At 39.4% G+C, this 18808-nt stretch carries 12 protein-coding genes; 6 read left to right on the forward strand and 6 right to left on the reverse strand.

Annotated features, from left to right (window positions below; translation table 11 throughout):
• Both GAB14E_RS25155 and GAB14E_RS02835 read left to right on the forward strand, forming a co-directional pair.
• Positions 1-2624: chitodextrinase (locus tag GAB14E_RS25155; RefSeq protein WP_414734069.1), on the forward strand; the 2624-nt coding region annotated here is incomplete at its 5' end.
• A 530-nt stretch (positions 2625-3154) separates the two neighbouring features.
• Complete coding sequence (locus GAB14E_RS02835) at positions 3155-3877, forward strand: DUF4124 domain-containing protein (RefSeq protein ID WP_033084139.1); 723 nt, start codon at positions 3155-3157, stop codon at positions 3875-3877.
• A 333-nt stretch (positions 3878-4210) separates the two neighbouring features.
• On the opposite strand, the gene GAB14E_RS02830 is transcribed toward GAB14E_RS02835, so the two are convergent.
• On the reverse strand, positions 4211-5470 hold the full coding sequence (locus GAB14E_RS02830) for a M20/M25/M40 family metallo-hydrolase (RefSeq protein ID WP_052094054.1): 1260 nt from the start codon (positions 5468-5470) through the stop codon (positions 4211-4213).
• Between the two features lie 233 nt (positions 5471-5703).
• Here GAB14E_RS02830 and folD point away from each other — a divergent pair, with 233 nt between their 5' ends.
• On the forward strand, positions 5704-6564 hold the full coding sequence (gene folD / locus GAB14E_RS02825; RefSeq protein WP_033084140.1) for a bifunctional methylenetetrahydrofolate dehydrogenase/methenyltetrahydrofolate cyclohydrolase FolD: 861 nt from the start codon (positions 5704-5706) through the stop codon (positions 6562-6564).
• 55 nt (positions 6565-6619) lie between these two features.
• Here the strand turns inward: folD and GAB14E_RS02820 are convergent, their stop codons facing one another.
• The 3 genes from GAB14E_RS02820 to GAB14E_RS02810 all read right to left on the reverse strand — a co-directional run bounded on the left by GAB14E_RS02820 (position 6620) and on the right by GAB14E_RS02810 (position 9883).
• Positions 6620-7327 (reverse strand): substrate-binding periplasmic protein, encoded by a 708-nt coding sequence (locus GAB14E_RS02820; RefSeq protein ID WP_033084141.1) that lies wholly within the window; start codon positions 7325-7327, stop codon positions 6620-6622.
• Between the two features lie 318 nt (positions 7328-7645).
• Positions 7646-8266 (reverse strand): hemerythrin domain-containing protein, encoded by a 621-nt coding sequence (locus GAB14E_RS02815; protein ID WP_033084142.1) that lies wholly within the window; start codon positions 8264-8266, stop codon positions 7646-7648.
• A gap of 600 nt (positions 8267-8866) precedes the next feature.
• Complete coding sequence (locus GAB14E_RS02810) at positions 8867-9883, reverse strand: LysR substrate-binding domain-containing protein (protein ID WP_081967909.1); 1017 nt, start codon at positions 9881-9883, stop codon at positions 8867-8869.
• Positions 9884-9987: 104 nt separating this feature from the next.
• On the opposite strand from GAB14E_RS02810, the gene GAB14E_RS02805 reads away from it, so the two are divergent.
• Positions 9988-11319, forward strand: a complete 1332-nt coding sequence (locus GAB14E_RS02805; RefSeq protein ID WP_033084144.1) for an MATE family efflux transporter — start codon at positions 9988-9990, stop codon at positions 11317-11319.
• Positions 11320-11792: 473 nt separating this feature from the next.
• On the opposite strand, the gene GAB14E_RS02800 is transcribed toward GAB14E_RS02805, so the two are convergent.
• Positions 11793-14684, reverse strand: a complete 2892-nt coding sequence (locus GAB14E_RS02800) for a M16 family metallopeptidase (protein ID WP_033084168.1) — start codon at positions 14682-14684, stop codon at positions 11793-11795.
• A gap of 462 nt (positions 14685-15146) precedes the next feature.
• Between GAB14E_RS02800 and GAB14E_RS02795 the strand changes: the two genes are divergently transcribed.
• Positions 15147-16277 carry a methionine aminotransferase gene (locus GAB14E_RS02795; RefSeq protein WP_052094056.1) on the forward strand — a complete coding sequence of 377 codons (1131 nt, stop codon included), beginning with the start codon at positions 15147-15149 and terminating at the stop codon, positions 16275-16277.
• Positions 16265-17053 carry an amidohydrolase gene (locus GAB14E_RS02790; protein WP_033084146.1) on the forward strand — a complete coding sequence of 263 codons (789 nt, stop codon included), beginning with the start codon at positions 16265-16267 and terminating at the stop codon, positions 17051-17053. Before GAB14E_RS02795 ends, GAB14E_RS02790 begins: the two co-directional genes overlap by 13 nt.
• Positions 17054-17420: 367 nt before the next feature.
• Here GAB14E_RS02790 and GAB14E_RS02785 read toward each other — a convergent pair whose 3' ends face one another.
• Positions 17421-18776, reverse strand: a complete 1356-nt coding sequence (locus tag GAB14E_RS02785) for a sensor histidine kinase (protein WP_033084147.1) — start codon at positions 18774-18776, stop codon at positions 17421-17423.
• Positions 18777-18808: the final 32 nt, after the last annotated feature.

The following is an 18808-nucleotide window of genomic DNA, read 5'->3' on the forward strand; positions in this document are numbered from 1 at the left end:
CTCCTACACCGACGCCGACGCCGACGCCAACTCCTACACCGACGCCAACTCCTACACCGACACCAACTCCTACACCGCCTACAGGTACATATGTACCTGGTACAGCTTATGCCGCTGGTGATATTGTGAGCAATGGTGGTCAATCATACCGCTGTGATGTTGCAGGCTGGTGTTCTTCTGACTCTGACTGGGCTTACGCACCGGGTACTGGTACTGCATGGGCAAGTGCATGGACTCTAGTTGGTGGTACTACGCCAACTCCGACTCCAACGCCGACTCCAACTCCAACGCCGACACCTACGCCGACTCCAACTCCAACGCCGACACCTACGCCGACACCAACTCCAACTCCGACACCGACGCCAAATCCAGGTGGTCAATGTGCGGATTACAGTGTGTGGACTCAAGGCTCAACAGCTAAAGCTGGCGATGTTCTCGTCAATGATGACTACATCGCTTTCACCGCAAAATGGGAAACTTCTTCTAGCCCTGGTAGTGATGACACTTGGACTTGGAAAGTAAATTGTGATGGAACAGCACAAGGCACAGCGCCCTTGTTATCACTACCTAATGCGAAAGATCCGGTGAGCCTTAAAGTTAATGGTTGGCCGAGTGACTTTGTTGTTGCAAGTCCATCTTCAACGGCACCAGATACTGTCACTGTTAATGCAATTAATAGTGCAGACTTAGCAGATAACGCCAAGCTAGAAAATGATTTTGTATCATTGATTCAAACAGCAAAACTACTGGGTACTGAATCTGTAATTATCAACTCCAATGTACTTGATAACATTACTGCAGATAAAGGCGCTTCTTTAGGCGTAATTGCAGTAAAAGCATCGTTAACAGCAGCTTTAGCGACCACAAGTACTAACAATATCAGCGTGAGCGATATTGATGCCTTAAGTGATGACGCTAAAGGTTGGGCGCAAGCACAAAACTTAATATTGTCTACGCTTGCAGCAAACGCAACGTTCGGTTGGTCTTTACCTATTGGTGATTTTGCCTATGCAACACACTCAGGCAAAAGATCTGTATGGAATGCTGCATCTAAAGCAACATCTGATTTACTTGATAAATTAGCACTTTATAAAGGCGACTCAAAAGCTGACTTTATTGCTTTTACTAAATCAAGTGCTTCTACGAGCTTATCAGGCGAACAGTGGCACAACGCTTTAGAATATATCAAACAAGTTACTGACTTTGTGCAAGCACCGGCAATGTTATCTTCTGTGCCTACCGCTCAAGCAACCACTTACTTTATGGGCAATACCGCTGGTGAAAGTAAAATACGTAAAGCGGCTCATAACAATATATTCGCGATATTATTTGATGAAGATAGTGCAGCTTTAACCAGTAAAATTACTAGCTACCAAAGTATTAAAGTACCACTTTATTATGTTGGTGTTGGCTCTGATGTATCACCACTAACAAGCATTGCTTCGCTAAACAGCGACTTATCTGGTATAGAATCGGTAATGGATAGCCAAGTGTTTCTGTATGAAACACCAACTTCATCTTGGGTACCATCAACCATTTATAAATGGGCTGACTTTTTAACTGGCTTAAACTCAATGCACAATGTTGGTGTAGCTGGCGATAAATTCTGGTTAATCGATAGTACTGCTGATGATGCAACCAATGCTAAATACGCTAAAGTCGCTATTGCCGCTTTCCTATCACAAAGTATGCAAGAAACTATTCGTTTCGATGCTTGTGACGAGAATAACTGGTCTGAAGTTAAATACGGCGCCAAGGTAGATTATCCGATGACCGCGAGTTGTGGTCAATTAGGTCAGAAATATGCTGATTACGGTACTCATCCAGTATCAGGTAAAGATCATGCTTACTCTTGTCCTCGCGATAATACCATGGAGCAAACGGCCAATACCCATGCCAAATGGTACGGTGCACCAGCGCCAATATTTGCCGCGCCAGATGCTGTACTTGCTGAGCAAGGCCTTCTAGTTAATGGTAAAGTAGGTCGTTGGACTAACGCAGGTCACTGTAATACGGTACCTACCGCTATTGATACGTCTAAGCAAGTGTTTGAACGTGAAGAATGTAAACAGTATGTTGGTCAAAAAGCAGGTAGCTTTATCTGGGACGGCAGCGATGAAAGTGTTGAAGGCTGTGGTTGGTGGGGACGTGGTGTTATTCAAACCACTGGTCGCCAAAACTTCGGTACACTTAACCACTTCGTTGGTCGTTCGCATGTTGACCCTGACACAATAGGTACAACGATTGATGGAACTACTGTTGCCCCGGCACCTGACAGTCCGTTATATGCTGATTTAGATTTATGTTCTAACCCTGGATTAATTTGTAGCTCTGAAGAGCACAAAGAAATTAAGTGGATTGCTGGTTTATTCTTTTGGGTTAGCTCAGTGCAAGCCTATGATAATACTGGTGGACCTTATGCAGATTGGAATTACCACGCAGAGCTGAAAAAATATGTTGATGGTGGCATGGTAGGTACTGCATTTGTTGATGCTGTATCAGGAATCGTTAACCGTGGTTGTCCAGACGATCATTGTCCGGTAAGTGGTGAAGTTCATGCAATTAAAGAGCGCCGCGCTAACTTCAAACTAGTATTACAAAAGTTAGGTCTTAACCCGCAATAGGGTAAATAGGATCACTTTAAAGAAATAGCGTAATATTACTAACAAATGCCTGCCAGTTTATAACTGACAGGCATTTTTGTTTTTTTTCGTTTTAGGAAGCTAACTAAAGCTTATGTAATTGTAGAAGCTAAATAAGGAGAGAAGCAAACTTCACAATGACCTTTGTTTATTTAAAAGTGTGCCCAAAACACTCTTAAAAAAGCTTTAAACTCGCAATAATATTCCAGTAATTTATTTCATAAAGCATATGGCAGTTCATTGTCGTTTAGACCAGCTGCTTTTTGCAGAGCAGACCGTTACATACGAAAGCTGACTATAACCCATACTTATCTAACGACAACTGTTTCGACAGAGCGGACGTTCGAAAAGAAAATTTCTTAGTTAAATCATATATGAGCTCAATAATGTTGTTTCAATGGATAAAGTGATATAGTAGCTTAACGTTAATTATATCAAGCCACTACGGAATTCTTGTAGCTGTGCAAATAACTCATCAAGTAAATGTAACTAATGCATGGAGTGCATTATCAATGAAAATCAAGTCCCTTATCAGCATTCTTTTAGTTAGTTTTCTTCCCCACTCTTATGCACAAGTATATAAAACAATTGATGAAAATGGCAAAGTCACTTTTTCAAGTATTGAACCAACGATAGATAAAAATAGCACTACAAAAGTTGAGGAGTTAGATCTAGGCACAAGTCATGATGCTATGACCACTCTATCTTCAAACCTTAATGAAAAATATTGCGGTGAAATAAAGCTGCCTTCAAAGACAGAAAATTCATATTCTTCAAAGTACTTTATTAAAAATGTTACTCGTTCAAAAAAAAATTGGAAAGCTTCGCTTATTAGGTTAAATGAGAGGATGGCTTATAATACCCAAAAGAGTCTTAAAGTTACTACAAGCAGGTATTATAATTCAGCGTATAATAATCAACGAAATAGTTCACAGCGTAAAAGCACTGACTCCAATCTCAAGAAAATGCGAGATTTACGATGTGCAATTAACTGGTCTGAAACACAAGACGTGATTATAAGTGAGTTGATAGCCACAAAGAAATCGGAAAACTTTCGTTTATTGGAAATAAAAACAAAATTGGAATCGAATATCACAGCCCAATGTGGAGATGAACCAATATATGATCCTACGTTGAGAACTAATGCAGCTCAAAGAAAGAGATGGAGTACATGTAGCAGAAGTAAACGTAAGGAAATTAAAAAAATTGATCGACAATTGAGAGCACTTAGTTAACTCGTTACTCCCCAAACCTACTTTCACACATTTGATTAATAATTACATAACAAAGCTAGTCATGGCATATTATTAAATAACGACCGCTCAAGGCTCACAGTTGCCTTTACTCAACGTTATTTATGTCTTCTTTGTGGTAAGTTAGGCTTTCCAACTCAGTAACACACGACCGACAGCTAGCTTTCGCTTAACTCATAGAGTTGTCGGTTCCATCTTAATTTGCATGTTTCCTACTTTATTCAGCTTCTACAGTAATGAAAGCCGCATCTTGTTAGGTAGGTTGATTGAATTAACTTTTTACTTAGCTGATTATTTAACTTCTTACTTTGCCTTTTATTTCGACAGACGATAAATCAAAATTGCCGTTTTTTCGATATTTTTACCTAAAGTAGTTAAATCTGCAATTTCGTTTTTAGTATGTGCTCCAGATCCCATCAACCCTAAACCATCAAGTGACATATCAACATGTTCAGCGGCAAATGAAATATCGGCTGCCCCTGCTTTTCGTGGGTTGGCCGGTTTTATCGCGTTATAACCTAAATCTTCACTGACTTGGCTATATTGTGCCAATAATTCTAAGTTACCTTTTGTGAGTGCCATCGGTGGATAACCCTCTGAAAAAATGAGCTCAGCTTGTGTATGGTTTAAGTTCTTTTTAACTATATTTTGCATAGTTTGTTTAGCGCTTTTTAGCTGCTTATTTGAAAGCGCTCTTAAATCACCTTTTACTTTCGCCTTTTGAGCAATAACATTACTTTTACCAAAGGCCGAGCCCGATGATTTAGCTGCGTCATAGTCTATGCTAGTACCGCCGATAATCATGCCAGGGTTAAAAGTCAGGTTCTCTTCTTGCTCTAGCTGAGCTCTAAAAGCTTCTAAAATACGCGCTGTTTCATAAATGGCACCATAACCAACTTCATCATTAAATATTTGCGATGAGTGTGCAGGTTTTCCCTCTACGTTTAAAGTCCAGCCGGTATAACCTCTACGTGCCGCCATACCGGTATTTATATTGTTATCTCCGTTTTCAAAACCCAGCGCAATGTCAGCCCAAATAGCGCCATCAACTATGGCTTTTTTTGATAAAGATAAAGGTCGACCACTGCTTTCTTCATCGCCAGTTAACAGCACTTTTATACTGACATTATCAAGTAAGTTAAGTTTATTTAATGCCCGCAGCGCAGCAATGATAATGGTATTACCGCCTTTCATATCCGCAACTCCAGGGCCTGCAGCTTGTGTATCACTGAGCCTAACAAACTGTTGAAAGTCATCATTCTTGGCAAATACAGTATCTAAATGACCGATCATTAAAATCTTAACGGCGTTTGGCTTGTTACTTTGGTGAGTCGCTAAGATATGACCAGCACGATTGAAAGCACTGCCATCAAGCCACTCTACTTCAAAGCCGATTTCAGAAAGTTGTTTATTAGCCAATAAACCGACCTGCTTTACCCCTTCAATATTCATTGACCCACTATTTATATTTACCGCTTGCTCAATGTCTTTAAGTGCTCTGGGTAAGCCTAATTCGACTTGTTTAACTACGTCCTGTTCGTTAATGTCTAAGGGAGTTTTTTCAGAAGCACTCATTACTTGTGCATAGATTAATGGAGAAACGAATAAAGAGCCTAGTGATGCGGCTAAAAAAAGTAGTGCTGTCGGTTTTATGATTTTAAACATCTTGATCTAACATAAATTCAAAGTAGATTTAATATCTATTAAAAATGATTACATTTCAAATGATTTTAATTTACTCTGCCGCCCTTTATTTGTACTCTGAGCCCCACTTATTTTCTTCTAACTTTTACAAAAGCAAATAACCTATGATTATTGATGGTAAACAAGCAGCAGCCGATTTACGAAAAACATTGGCAATTGAAGTAGCACAACTTAAAAAAGAAAAAAATATAACACCGGGCCTAACGGTTGTTTTAGTCGGAGAAGACCCTGCTAGCCAAGTTTATGTTCGTAATAAAGTTAAGCAGACTCGTGAAGTTGGTATGCTTTCAAATGAAATTAAATTGTCTGCTGAAACTACTCAGGCACAATTACTTGAGCAGCTTGAGCGGTTAAATAATGATAACTTCGTACATGGAATTTTAGTGCAATTACCATTACCTAAACATATTGATGAAAGTGTCATCATTGCCGCTATTTCACCACACAAAGATGTTGATGGTTTTCATGCCATGAACTCTGGCCGGTTACTAAACGGTGAAAAAGGTGCACTAGTTCCTTGTACACCACAAGGTTGTATTATTTTAGCGAAAAAACATTTAGGTGACGATTTATCAGGTCAGCACGCTGTGGTTATTGGTCGTTCAAATATTGTCGGTAAACCGGTGGCATTATTACTTTTACAGGAAAACTGTACGGTAACAATTGCTCACTCGCGCACAAAGAACTTAGCTGAAGTTTGTCGACAAGCTGATATTTTAATTGCCGCGGTTGGAAGACCTAACTTTGTGCAAGCTAGTTGGGTGAAATCTGGTGCAACCGTTATTGATGTGGGAATTAACCGCATTGAAGATGATAATGGCAAGGGTAAACTTGTTGGTGATGTTGACTTTACTGCCGTTGAAAGTGTTTGCGGTGCAATAACACCCGTGCCAGGTGGTGTTGGACCAATGACTATTGCATGTTTGTTGAAAAACACCATTGAAGCGGCCAAAGCTAACACTTAGCTAGGTCAAAGTGTATTAGTTGGGGGGTAATAGTAAGTTTACTTTTATTTTACTCTTACCCCTTATTACCCTGCTTGAGTAATTTAATACTACTGTTGATCTGTTCGAGTAAGTCAGGATGTTTTTTCAAATAATAATGACTGATGTAAATTCCAAACGGTTTCTTAACTTCAACCACTTTGGTAAATTTTGACAACTCTTTAACGTCTAATTCATGTTCGAATACCGCATCAGCAACAAATGCAGCATCAATACGATGTGACTTCAACATGGCAATTAAAACACCAGCATTCGTCGGTTGGGCGATAACACTGTAAGCATTTTGTTTTAACCACTTAGAAGTATTTGTGCCTTTTATAGTGCCAATACCGGCCTGTGATTTAAAGACTTCAGACCTTACATCAATTTCAGAGTCTTTGAGAATAAACCAACTCCACTTATTAATCATTAAAGGTTGGCTGAATTGCGCTATGGCATCACGTTCGGCATTTTGAGAAGCTAAAAACATACCGTCAGCCAGGTTTTCTTTCATCACATGTACAGCAGCACCATAATCTGCAACCATGGTTATTTTGTAGCGAATATTGATATTAGCAAATATACGCTTGATAAACTCAGGTCCAATACCAATAACCTCTTGTTTTTGTTCATAGGTATAAGGTGGAAAATAAGGTGAGACTAAGCTAATGGAATTGTGTTCTAGTGAGAAACTGAGAGTACTTAGTAGCATTAAAATTGTGGCGATGGCACGAGATATTTTCATCGGGTTAATACCGCAATATTAACAACCGTAATACCAAGATGAATATGCTGTGGTTTCAAGTGAATAGCCCATGATTATTAGCAATAACCTAAGCTCAAGTATAGAAAAGACAAAAAATCAGTCAAGTTCAAATATAGGGCGTACAAACCTTCTTTATTTTTTATTGAATAATTTCCCAGCTTAATGGGCATCGAGATATCGACGGTACAAAAAGAAAATGGTAGCCGTCGACACCAGACTTTCTGCGTACAGAAATAACGTTCAACTGTTACCCAACTCTTTATTAATACATTAATGTATTAGGTATTGCCACTACGTTTAAGCCGATAATAAAAATATAGGAATAATCACCTCTTCTTCATCATGTAGGTGCCTTTGCAATATTCGTTGCAAGTGTAAGGCATGATCTTGCAACATATTTACCTGCTGCTTATTAATAACATTCCCTTGGTTCAGGGTCATGACCATATTCATTACCATAGTACTTAAGGCATCTAATGCTAGATCTAATGATTTATGATCCTTATCCAGTAAATCAATGCCCTTACTGAGCTGCGGCATAATTTGCCTAAACTGCGGAAAATAAACATGGTCTTCAATCCGGTGATGATTATGCGCCTTAGCAACTAAATTCTGTGCGGCCGATAACGGGCCTTTCAATTGCTGCCAATTGAGCACAGTCTGCGAACTATCGAGTAATGTGTGCAATGAATGTTTGAGGTAAGCCGCAGTTGCCAATAGATCGCCATGGTATTGAATAAAAAAAGACGCTTTACCAGCATAACGAGAATGCTTCGACCATTGCTCTCTTTCAAGCGGTAATAACTGATATTTAATAGCAGCAGGTAAACCTTTACGCTGCTCTACTTGCCATGTTTGATCTGCTTGGCGCTGTTGCTCTACTTTCTTCAGCTGATCTATAGTTGTTGTAATGCTCATAACAATCCCCCTGTTGAGTACTATTTGTTGAAGGTTAAGTGTTGAAGATTCATTATCCGTTATTGTACGAGTTTCAAATACGCCAATAAATACACACAATAGAACAACACTGTTTCATAAGTAACAACAGTAACCACAACCAAGGGGCGACGTACCGCCGCGCATCCCCTTAGAACCCCTGCGGCGGCCTACTCAGTGAAAACATAAATCATCAATTTTTTGTTTACAGTCAATACCTACGTTCTTTATTGCTAACAGTCGCCCATGAAAAGCGGCAGTTTTCGCCATCAGCGCTGTTACGTCGAATGCACTTGATAGAATTGAGGAATACGTTTGTTAGCAGATCCGAGTGATTCCAAAGGGAGGCCAGAGGCAGTCTCCCTTTGGGTGGAGTCGCCACCGCGACAAATAATATAAATTTACTCTGCCAACATTTGTTATGTGTGAGAATATTTATTTGTTATAGCTGTTCTAACAGCGAATTCGAGTATAGAAAGAGTATTAATAATTTTGTTCATACAAGCTCGTTTTTCTGCATGAATTAAACCTGAGATTTCTGATGAACCTTTTGTCCAAGAACTTCTAGCTTAAACCCTTGAGTTAGACATTATTCTGTACATTCGGCATATGCCAGCCATTGTCGCTAACAAGCTTAGCCAGTCGTCGACGATCTTGACTAAACTCTTCATGCAACCAGGCGATAAAGGCATCAATATCATCAGTGGCGTGAGTTTCAGGGGCAACATAGTAGTAATACTGCCACGGGCTTTTGATGATCTGCACCTGTTCAGGCAGCAATAACTCAGCCTTTTCTAATTCATCCAAGACTAACATTAAATCCATCATTGCCACGCCCTCACCCGCATTGGCCGCGATAATAGCCAAATCTAAACTATTAAACGTTATGCCTTTATCTGAGCTTTGATCACTATTGTCTGTTAGTGACAACCAGTATTTCCAATCTGATCTGTCTTCTGTGGGATGAATGGATACTTGATCAATGGCTTGTGCAACCGTGAGTAACTGTTGGTTTTTACATAACGATGAATGATAAATTGGCGCCATATATTCGCAGCGCAAACTATTATCAGCATAACGAGCGTCAGGATATTTTTCGCCAAATACTGCAACATCATAACCACCGCTTTCTAGATTAATATTCACTCCAGCTTGAAACCAGGCCAAGGTTAAATTCACTTGTAAATTTGGATAGCGACTTCTGAATTTATGTAACCGAGGAACTAGCCAACGCGCCGCAATACTGGTTTCCACCTTGATTTTAAGCTCACTTTTCAACGAGGGTGCCAATTGATAAATTGCACGGTTTAATTCACCAAACTGTCTTGAGAGTAGCATTGATAATTCACGACCTTCATTGGTCAGCACTAAGCTGCGATGCAAACGATTAAATAGAATAAAACCCAAATTATCTTCAAGTTGTCGTATTTGACGGCTAACCGCACTTTGCGTGACATTGAGCTCAGTGGCTGCATGGGTAAAACTTAAATATCGGGCTGCTGTTTCAAATACACGTAAAGCATTTAAAGAATGAGGCAAATTTGAGTGGCGCTTAAGTGCATGACGTAGCATGAGTTTCTCTAGGGAAATAAGTGACATGAGTTTTATGCATACCAGATTGGCATATTGCTCGTTTGAAAAACAGTAATTATTCACTTAACTTGGCTTTATTGAATTAAACTCACAGAAGATCGGGGATAATAGTGAAACAGCTAGCTAAGTTTGCAGTACCTTTAATCATTTCACAATTAGTTGCGCAATTAATGGTTATCTCAGATATTTGGATGATGTCGCGCATTGGCGTTACAACTATGGCTGCTGGTGGGCTTGCTGGCTCAGTTTTCAGCTTTATTTTTATTGTTGTGATGGGTTTAATAGGCTCGGTGGCTAACCTATTGGCGATAGCTTATGGAGAAAAACAGCATAATTCGAACAATAATGATGAGATTAGGCGGATTGTAAAAGGTGCCATTTTATTAGCCACGCTGATCAGCATTGCATTGCTGCCGTCATTTTACCTACTACCGTCCTTGATGCTTATGATTGGCCAACCAGAGGAAATTATTACTCTGAGTATGCTTTATTTGCATGCGCTAAAATGGTCAATGTTACCGAACCTTTTAATCTTGGTATTTCGCGGGCTTGCAATAGCCTTTGGGTCTTCGCGATCGGTATTATGGGCTTCGGTGATCACGGTTATACTGAACATTATTTTTAGTTATTTGTTCGCCTTTGTGTTGGATTTTGGCATAGTGGGTATTGGTTATGGTACCTCATTCGCTGCAGGGTTGATGGCTGTTTGTTACGGATTATGGCTATTTCGCCAACCACAGTTTTTGCCCTACAAGCCTTGGAATAAATGGTTTGAGTATAAACTCGCCACCATCAAACCCATTTTATCAATCGGAATCCCTGTTGCCCTAGCGACCGTAACAGAGTTTAGCTTAATTTCCGGTGCCGCCTTAATGGCAGGCAGTTTAGGTGTGGTCTCACTTGCCGCTCACCAAATAGCTTTACAGATCTTAAGTTTTTCTTGGTGCATTTCCTATGGTTTTGCTCAGGCAACCTCTATTTTTGTCAGTAATCAATATGGCTCTAATCGAGACAAACAGGCCATTATTCGTATTGCTCGCCATGGCTTGATCTTGGCGACCGGCTCAAGTATTTTGATAGGACTGTTGTTTAGCATTAACCCACAACTGTTGTCACAAGGGTTTGCCAAACCTGGTGATGCATTATTTGCTGAGCTGGTGGAGATGCTACCAGGTTTAATGCTAGTGGCGGCCGCCTGTTTTGTAGTTGATGCTTGGCAGTTAACAGGGCTGAGTATTTTACGCGGTATGAAGATAGTACTTGGCCCAGCTTTACTGACAGGTGTTGGTTACTGCTTAGTTGGTTTACCTGCCGCTTGGTATTTAATGCCAATGTTTCATTTACAAGGCATATGGATGGGCATTGGTATTGGCCTTGGGGTAACGGGTTGTTTATTACTGGTACAGGTATGGATAAGCCTAAACAACCTGAATTCTGGATAAGCAGCATTTGCTCAATATTCCCCTTTATCCAATTCTCAGCGTTAAAACGTCGATAAATAACCCGTTATTCATAAACGTTTTGCCTTGATAATCGAATAAATTGAAACATTGATAGCGTATATCGCTATTTAATCCGCTAAATTTTATTTGTAATAACCGTAAACTGTTGTTTTTACTTAAACATCAAGCACTCATTATCCAGAGTTCAGGTTAAACAACCTAGCGAATACCACCGTTAACTAGGCATGTTGGAAGAAATATTAAATAACGTTCCTCTCTTTCAACCATAATCAAACGACGACAAGTCATTTAATTTAACTTTCCCCCCTTTACCTTGTATTAAAAACAAAAACACCACGGCAAGCGTGGTGTTTAATAATGTACGAGAAGCCCAGTCAGTTGAATACTGAGTATCGTTAGGGTTATTTTAATACCTTAGCTAAAACCTTAACTAAAAGCCTTATTTAAATAACCTATTTAAACACCTTGTCTACCGCGATAACTTCAACATTTTTCGCCGGTAATGTTAACTGGTAACTTTCGATAATTTTATCGGTAGCTAAAAGCTCAGCAGGTTTTTCACTGTTATATTTCAGCGGTGATACTTGCTCAGACAACAAACGTTTTTTCATATCTTTACCATCGCTTGAAATGAAAACATAGTGAATATCATCAGTTTGTAAGTTCTCTTTAATAACACGATTAACATCGGCTAACGATAGCTTGGCAAATTCGCCACGTACATACTTAACAAACTCTTCTGTTTGATAAAACTCACTATCAAGTGCGTAACCTAACTGCTGGTCTTGGCTAGCCACTAATTGCGGCGCATAGTTAGTTAAGTAATTACGTGTCGCCTGAAAGTCTTTTTCACTCATGCCATTTTTAATCAGTTTGTCCAGCTCATATAAAGCGGCACGGGTAGCAAAATGCGCATCATTATTTGAACGCAGTGGACGTAACCATACTTGGAAAATCTGGCTTGAACGGCCTAAATTTGCGTCAGGTTTGGTTTGGTACATGCCACGTGGGAAATACTCAATATAAGAATAATCACCATAGTTCATACCACGTGCTTGACGTATTTGTTGATACAAGTAGCTGTTAGAACTACGATGTTCACCAAAGTACGAACGTACTAACCAAAGTGCGGCCCAGTCTTTGTCACTGCGCAGAGTATCAATGGGGAAACCAAAAGATACAGCCGTTGATTGCGCTGTTTTTTCAACGATTGTCGCATGATGACCTTTTAAAACCGGTGCTTTGGCAATAGTTAAGCGTTTTTCATCACCTTTAGGTAAAACCGTTAAGTCAGACATTAACTGCGCTTTTAAAGCACTTGGCATAGCGCCAGTAATGCCTAGGTTTAATTTCGCTTGGGTAAGTTGGCTGCTATAGAAAGCTTTAACATCTTCAATGGTGATTGATTCTAAGTCAGACAAATCACCACTATTATAGTTTGCATAAACATGGCCTTGATACAATTCACTATAAAGCACCTCTTTCCCTAACTCTTCATCATTAGAAGATTTAAGACCTGATTTAATACCGTCAATTAACTCTTTTTTCAGACGTTTGAAGTCGTCTTCACGCCAGCCTGGGTTCAACAGTTGATCGCTGATTAATTGATACCATTGACCAGCATTGTCTTTGTGAACTCGGCCAGTAAATGACATCATTTCTTTATCAAGCTGAGACGAAAACTGTCCTGCTAAAGGATATAAACCTTGCTGAATGTCTTTATAACTACGCGTTTGTGAACCACCTTGGGTTAACATGCGCGCAGTCAATGCTGCCACGCCTTTTTTCCCTACAGGATCGGCTGCAGCACCGGTATAAAACAGGAAGTTAACATCAATCAACGGTGAATCATTAGTCTTATCTAACACCGAAAACAGCGGCGTGCTAGGGTGAGCCTTTTCCATCTCAATTTTTGCCACCGCGCCGTTTAAGTCTACTTCTTGGGCAAAGCCAGCAACTTTATCTAATGCTGATAAGGTCACCGTGGTGCGGTTTTCATCGATGAAATATTGATTGGCGATATCTTTGATATCTTGTGCCGAAATATTGTCAAAGCTATTATATAGATGGTTAATCGTTTCTGGATCGCGATCAAAGTGCATGTAACCTGCAAGTGTAGAAGCGATAGACTCTGAAGAATCTAAGCTATTAACAAAACTATATTTTAAATTAGATTTTAAGTTATCAAGCTTTTCTGTAGAAACTAGCTCAGTACGTGCTTGTACGTAGGTACGGTTCACTGCATCACGGACAATGGCCAAATCTTTTTCTTCATTCACTTTGATAAATACGTGACGTAAACCCGCATCTTTTGTTTCAGGGTTGTAGTTAAACATTTGGCTCGCCAGCTGCTTATCTACCACTAGCTCTTGATACAAGGCTGAGTTATTTGAAAAATACAATTCAGAAATTAAATCTAAAGCAGCACGATCTTTTTTCTTCGGTTGCCAATCAGAGCCTTTATAAGAAACTAATAACCAATGACCTGGTAAACCATCAAACTTTTCATGGACATATTTCGCTGCTTGTTGTTTTGGCTCGGCTGCTATCTCATTAACAAAATCACCTTTTTTCCAACTGCCCCAATGCTTTTCTACCATCGCCATTGTCGCTTTTGGATCAACATCACCAACAATCACCAATGATACATATTCTGGCTTATAAAACTGTGCAAAGAACTTTTCACCATAAGCAATTTGCTCAGGCATTGCTTCTACATCTTCAAAGAAACCCATGGTGGTATGTTTATAGGTATGGGTATCAAACGCTTCTTTTCGTACTGCCGCTAATAGTTTGCGAATTGGGCTAGCATTATTTTTTAAGTATTCGCCTTTTACAGTTAATGCTTCAGTTTTAAATTGTGCATCTGTGTATTTAAGGTTTTTAAAGTGATCAGCTTGAATTTCTAATATTTTATCTAAATGTGTTTTAGAAAAATCTAAGTGATAATTGGTGTAATCGTTGGTCGTGTAAGCACCATTATCAACACCGGCATTTTTAAATAAGTCTGAATAAACATCTTGTGGAAATTTCTCTGAGCCCTTAAACATCATATGTTCAAAGAAATGCGCAAAGCCAGTTCTACCTGCTTCATCTTCATCACGAGAACCGACTGATACGGGAATTTGTACAGAAACAAGATCTGGATAGTCTGTTTTCACCACTAATACCCGTAAGCCATTCGCTAACTCTTTAAATAAGTATTTTTGGCTAAAGACTTTATTGGCGCTATTTTCGGCTGATGCGCTATTGCTAGCGGCCGAACTTGTACCGTCGGTGGTTGCCATACAGGCGGATAACGTTAAACTTGCGGCTATCACCGCCGCCAAATATTTCTTTTTCATCTTACTTTTCATATTAGCTTCCATCATTGTTCCCTATATTTTTATCACTGTATCTTATGTAACTCTACGAAGTTTTTCATTAGTTTTATGAGTTAAAGCTGTGATATCAGGTGGTGTCATGTAACAAATAATTTACATATAGCAAATAAATAAAATTTAAACGGAATATTTTTGCTTGGCATCACGGTAGTAACCCAACAGAATGGGGTAATTCCCTTAGCCTGACTCGATTAACAGCTGATAACGATTGAACTAATAAGCTGTTAGTCATAACATTCATTTATCTGTTCATTGTCTACTTTAAAAGCCATTTGAACCTTATTTAAGTAATAGTCACTTAAGAAATTTCCATTTAAACTATTTTCACATAAACATTCACTACTTAAAATAATAAGAGAGTCTTTAGTGTCATCTTCTTTCACCAGTAAACTGCCTAATATAGAAACCAGTATTTTCACTGAAATGTCAGTAATGGCTAATCAATATCAAGCCATTAATTTATCTCAAGGCTTTCCTGAATTTGAACCGCCTGCTTATTTGAAAGATAAAATTAATCAAGCCATCAGTGAAGGCAAGAATCAATATTCACCATCAAACGGTTTACCTGAGCTGTTAACTGAAATTGCCAACATGGTACATAGACAGTATCAAACGCATTTAACCGATGGACAAAAACTCGATGGGCTAAACAACGTCACCATTACCTCAGGCGCTACCGAAGCATTATGGGTCGCGATACAAACCTTAGTTAGCCCTGATGATGAAGTAATTATTTTTGATCCCGCCTACGACTCTTATGAGCCTGCTGTTGAACTAGCGGGTGGTATTTGTCGCCATATCACACTTGCTGCGCCAAGTTATGCAATAAACTGGGCTGTGGTAGAGCAAACCATTAATGCAAACACACGCGCCATTATTATCAACAGCCCACACAATCCTACAGGCTCAATATTGAGTCAAGCTGATCTTAGTGCGCTACAGGGCTTGGTTGAGAAATATAATTTATATGTCATCAGCGATGAAGTATATGAGCATATGACCTTTGACGGTTTACGCCATGAAAGTGTTTTGCGCTTCCCCGAGTTATTTAAACGCGCCTTTGTCATCTCTAGCTTTGGTAAAACATTTCATTGTACCGGCTGGAAAATGGGTTATTGTGCCGCCCCCGATGAGCTTACGGCCGAGTTTAGAAAAATTCATCAATACGTTACCTTTTGTTCTTTTACCCCTGCACAAATTGCCATTGCGCACATGTTAAAAGCTCAACCGACACATATCACCGAGTTAGCTAGTTTCTATCAACAAAAAAGAGATGTGCTCATTAACGCACTGCAAGACTCTCGTTTTACCCTACTCCCCTCAAAAGGTACTTATTTCTTATTGTTGGATTATTCGGCCATATCACAACTCAGTGACCGTGAATTTTGTCAGTGGTTAACCAAGGAGATAGGTGTTGCCGCCATTCCACTCAGCCCATTTTATCCAGCAGAGCAACGAGAGGCTTATCAGCAAAACAATAAAGTTATTCGACTCTGTTTTGCTAAAAATGACGAAACTTTACTTAAAGCAGCGAAAATATTATGTCAACTTTAACCATAGCCGCAGTGCAATACGATATTCGTTGGTTAGATCAACCAGCCAATTTTAATCAGTTAGAGCTGCTCATCGAAAATCACTTTACTGACAATGCAGCTGCCGACTTATTATTACTACCAGAAACTTTTTCAACGGGTTTTTGTATTAATAAAAGCGATGTACAAGAGCCAGAAGATGGCGGCCTTGCGTTAGCCTGGCTAAAGAAAATTGCACAACAATATAACTGCGTAGTAGCTGGCAGTGTTTTAGTGAGCCAAAACAATAAAAAGGTGAACCGCTTTTATTGGGTATTTGCTGACGGCACGGTTGAACATTACGACAAACGTCATTTATTTCGTTTGGGTAAAGAGCAGGACTATGTTGAACAAGGCCAAAACAGAAAAATAATCACCATTAATGGCATCAAAATACTGCCATTGGTTTGTTATGATTTGCGCTTCCCCGTTTGGTCTAGAAATCGCCAAGATTATGATCTTATGATCAATGTAGCTAACTGGCCTGCTGCGCGACGTAATGTCTGGGATACCTTATTAAAAGCACGGGCAATGGAGAATCAAACTTTTGTTGTTGGTGTGAATCGTATCGGTGACGACGGTAGCAATACCCCTCACTCTGGTGGCACCACTATCATTGATTTTACCGGTGAAAGCATTATTTGTGCTGCTGATAATCAACAACAAATCATTACTACACAACTCGACTTTAGCAAGCTGGAGAAATTCAAACATGACTTCCCAGCATTTTTAGATGCAGATGAATTTGAATTATTGTAACGAGTGAAAAATACCATTTTTGATGCCTCAAAGTTGAGGTTTTACTCTATGGTTGGCATCGCGATAATGGCTAATCGAAAGGGGTTACAACTAATCACTTTTCACAAATAATCAGGAATATTTTTGAACAGCTGTAACAGACATACGCAGCAAGTGAACCACATGGATGTGGTGAATGATCACCGTGGTGCCTTACTTAGTCGCACATTCAACCTTAAATATGATAACTAGTACCACAAAGCCGACCTAATTCATCGGTTAAATCATCCTACCTAATGACCACTTAGATACGAAAGCTGAGGTTAGCCTTTACTTATCTAATAGCTATCTTTTGACAACAAAGGCATTTACTCGATTGCTCAATAAACTAACCAAAGAGGCACCTGAAACAAGCACCTTTTGGACGAGTGAGATAAACTAAATCTCCACCATGATTAATCATGATCTGCCTTGAAAGGCTCAAACCAATACCTGAACCTTGCTGCTTGGTGGTAAAAAAAGGGACAAAGATCATCTCAATCACATTTTCGCGAATACCTGTACCATTGTCAGCAACTTCAACATAGAGTTGTTGGGCTTTGTTTTGTGCGACTGTTAATGAGATTTGACTTTTAACCGCAGAACTCCCCTGTAAACCATCCTTAAAATTATGCTGTTGATTATTATGTGATTTTATCGCTTCTATAGCATTTTTAATCAAATTAATAAGTACTTGTTCAATTTGAGCACTATCTAACATGACCAATTGTTTATTCTGAATATCAATGGTTAGGGTGGTATTACATTCGGCAAGTTGTTGTCTATGTAGCATTTCTATTCGCGCTAAAATAGTGGCTAATTGAGTAGGCACTAAATTTGGCATAGGTAAGCTGCTAATCTGTCGAAAGCTAGCGATAAACTCACCTAAGTATTGAGTACGAGCAGCTAATGTCTTTAGTGCTAAGGTTAAATCTTGTTTGTTTTCTTCATCGATAAAGCTCAGACTTTTTGGAATCAGTCCCTGACAAGTTTGTGCAATAGAAGCTAACGGGGTTATGGTATTAGCAACTTCATGAGTAAGTACGTGTGTGAGCCGTTTATAAGCCTGCTGCTCTTTATTTAACAACAACTCATGAATTGATTGTAACGTGACAATTTTACGCGTTTGTCCTTGAATCTCAGCAATACTCACTTGTAAGGTTAAGGTATCTTGCTGCTCGCCATGTAACCATTGTACGGTACTATGCACATTTTTTTGTGCGGCTAAAATTAAAGTACCAATATGACTAAGCTCATTGAGATGCACGGCACTCTTGCCAAGTAATCTAGCAACAGCGGGATTAGACTCAATAATATTTCCTTGGGCATCACAAACGATGACAGCTAGCTCTACATGTATCAGTAAGGCTTTTAAAAACTCGCTTTTTTGCTCAGCAACAAAACGTGCTGACTGCATTTGTTGTTTAACCCCTTCAAAACTTTGGCGCATTGGGTGATTAGCGCTAAATCCCAATGAATTGTCACCATTAGCGAGTGCTCTTATCACTTGTATCAGTTGCTGGTCTTGGCGCTTAAAAAGTGTCAGTAATGAGCTAATTACCGAAAGTGATATCACTAATATCAGCAACCAAGTCGCAGACACGCCAATGGTGATATAAACGCTGGTCAGCAGTGTAATACAAACGAATAATGCAATAAGGTTAATAACCAATAATAATTGAGGTCGATTTTTTATAGGATTCATGACTTACAATTCGTTAAATTAAGAGAAACTAG

It is taken from the genome of Colwellia psychrerythraea (assembly GCF_000764185.1).
Classification (GTDB): domain Bacteria; phylum Pseudomonadota; class Gammaproteobacteria; order Enterobacterales; family Alteromonadaceae; genus Colwellia; species Colwellia psychrerythraea_B.

Coding starts and splice junctions, on each gene's coding strand:
- GAB14E_RS02835 (WP_033084139.1), top strand. CDS start 3,155: ATGAAAATCAAGTCCCTTATCAGCATTCTTTTAGTTAGTTTTCTTCCC.
- GAB14E_RS02830 (WP_052094054.1), bottom strand. CDS start 5,470: ATGAGTGCTTCTGAAAAAACTCCCTTAGACATTAACGAACAGGACGTA.
- folD (WP_033084140.1), top strand. CDS start 5,704: ATGATTATTGATGGTAAACAAGCAGCAGCCGATTTACGAAAAACATTG.
- GAB14E_RS02820 (WP_033084141.1), bottom strand. CDS start 7,327: ATGAAAATATCTCGTGCCATCGCCACAATTTTAATGCTACTAAGTACT.
- GAB14E_RS02815 (WP_033084142.1), bottom strand. CDS start 8,266: ATGAGCATTACAACAACTATAGATCAGCTGAAGAAAGTAGAGCAACAG.
- GAB14E_RS02810 (WP_081967909.1), bottom strand. CDS start 9,883: ATGTCACTTATTTCCCTAGAGAAACTCATGCTACGTCATGCACTTAAG.
- GAB14E_RS02800 (WP_033084168.1), bottom strand. CDS start 14,684: ATGAAAAAGAAATATTTGGCGGCGGTGATAGCCGCAAGTTTAACGTTA.
- GAB14E_RS02795 (WP_052094056.1), top strand. CDS start 15,147: ATGTCAGTAATGGCTAATCAATATCAAGCCATTAATTTATCTCAAGGC.
- GAB14E_RS02790 (WP_033084146.1), top strand. CDS start 16,265: ATGTCAACTTTAACCATAGCCGCAGTGCAATACGATATTCGTTGGTTA.
- GAB14E_RS02785 (WP_033084147.1), bottom strand. CDS start 18,776: ATGAATCCTATAAAAAATCGACCTCAATTATTATTGGTTATTAACCTT.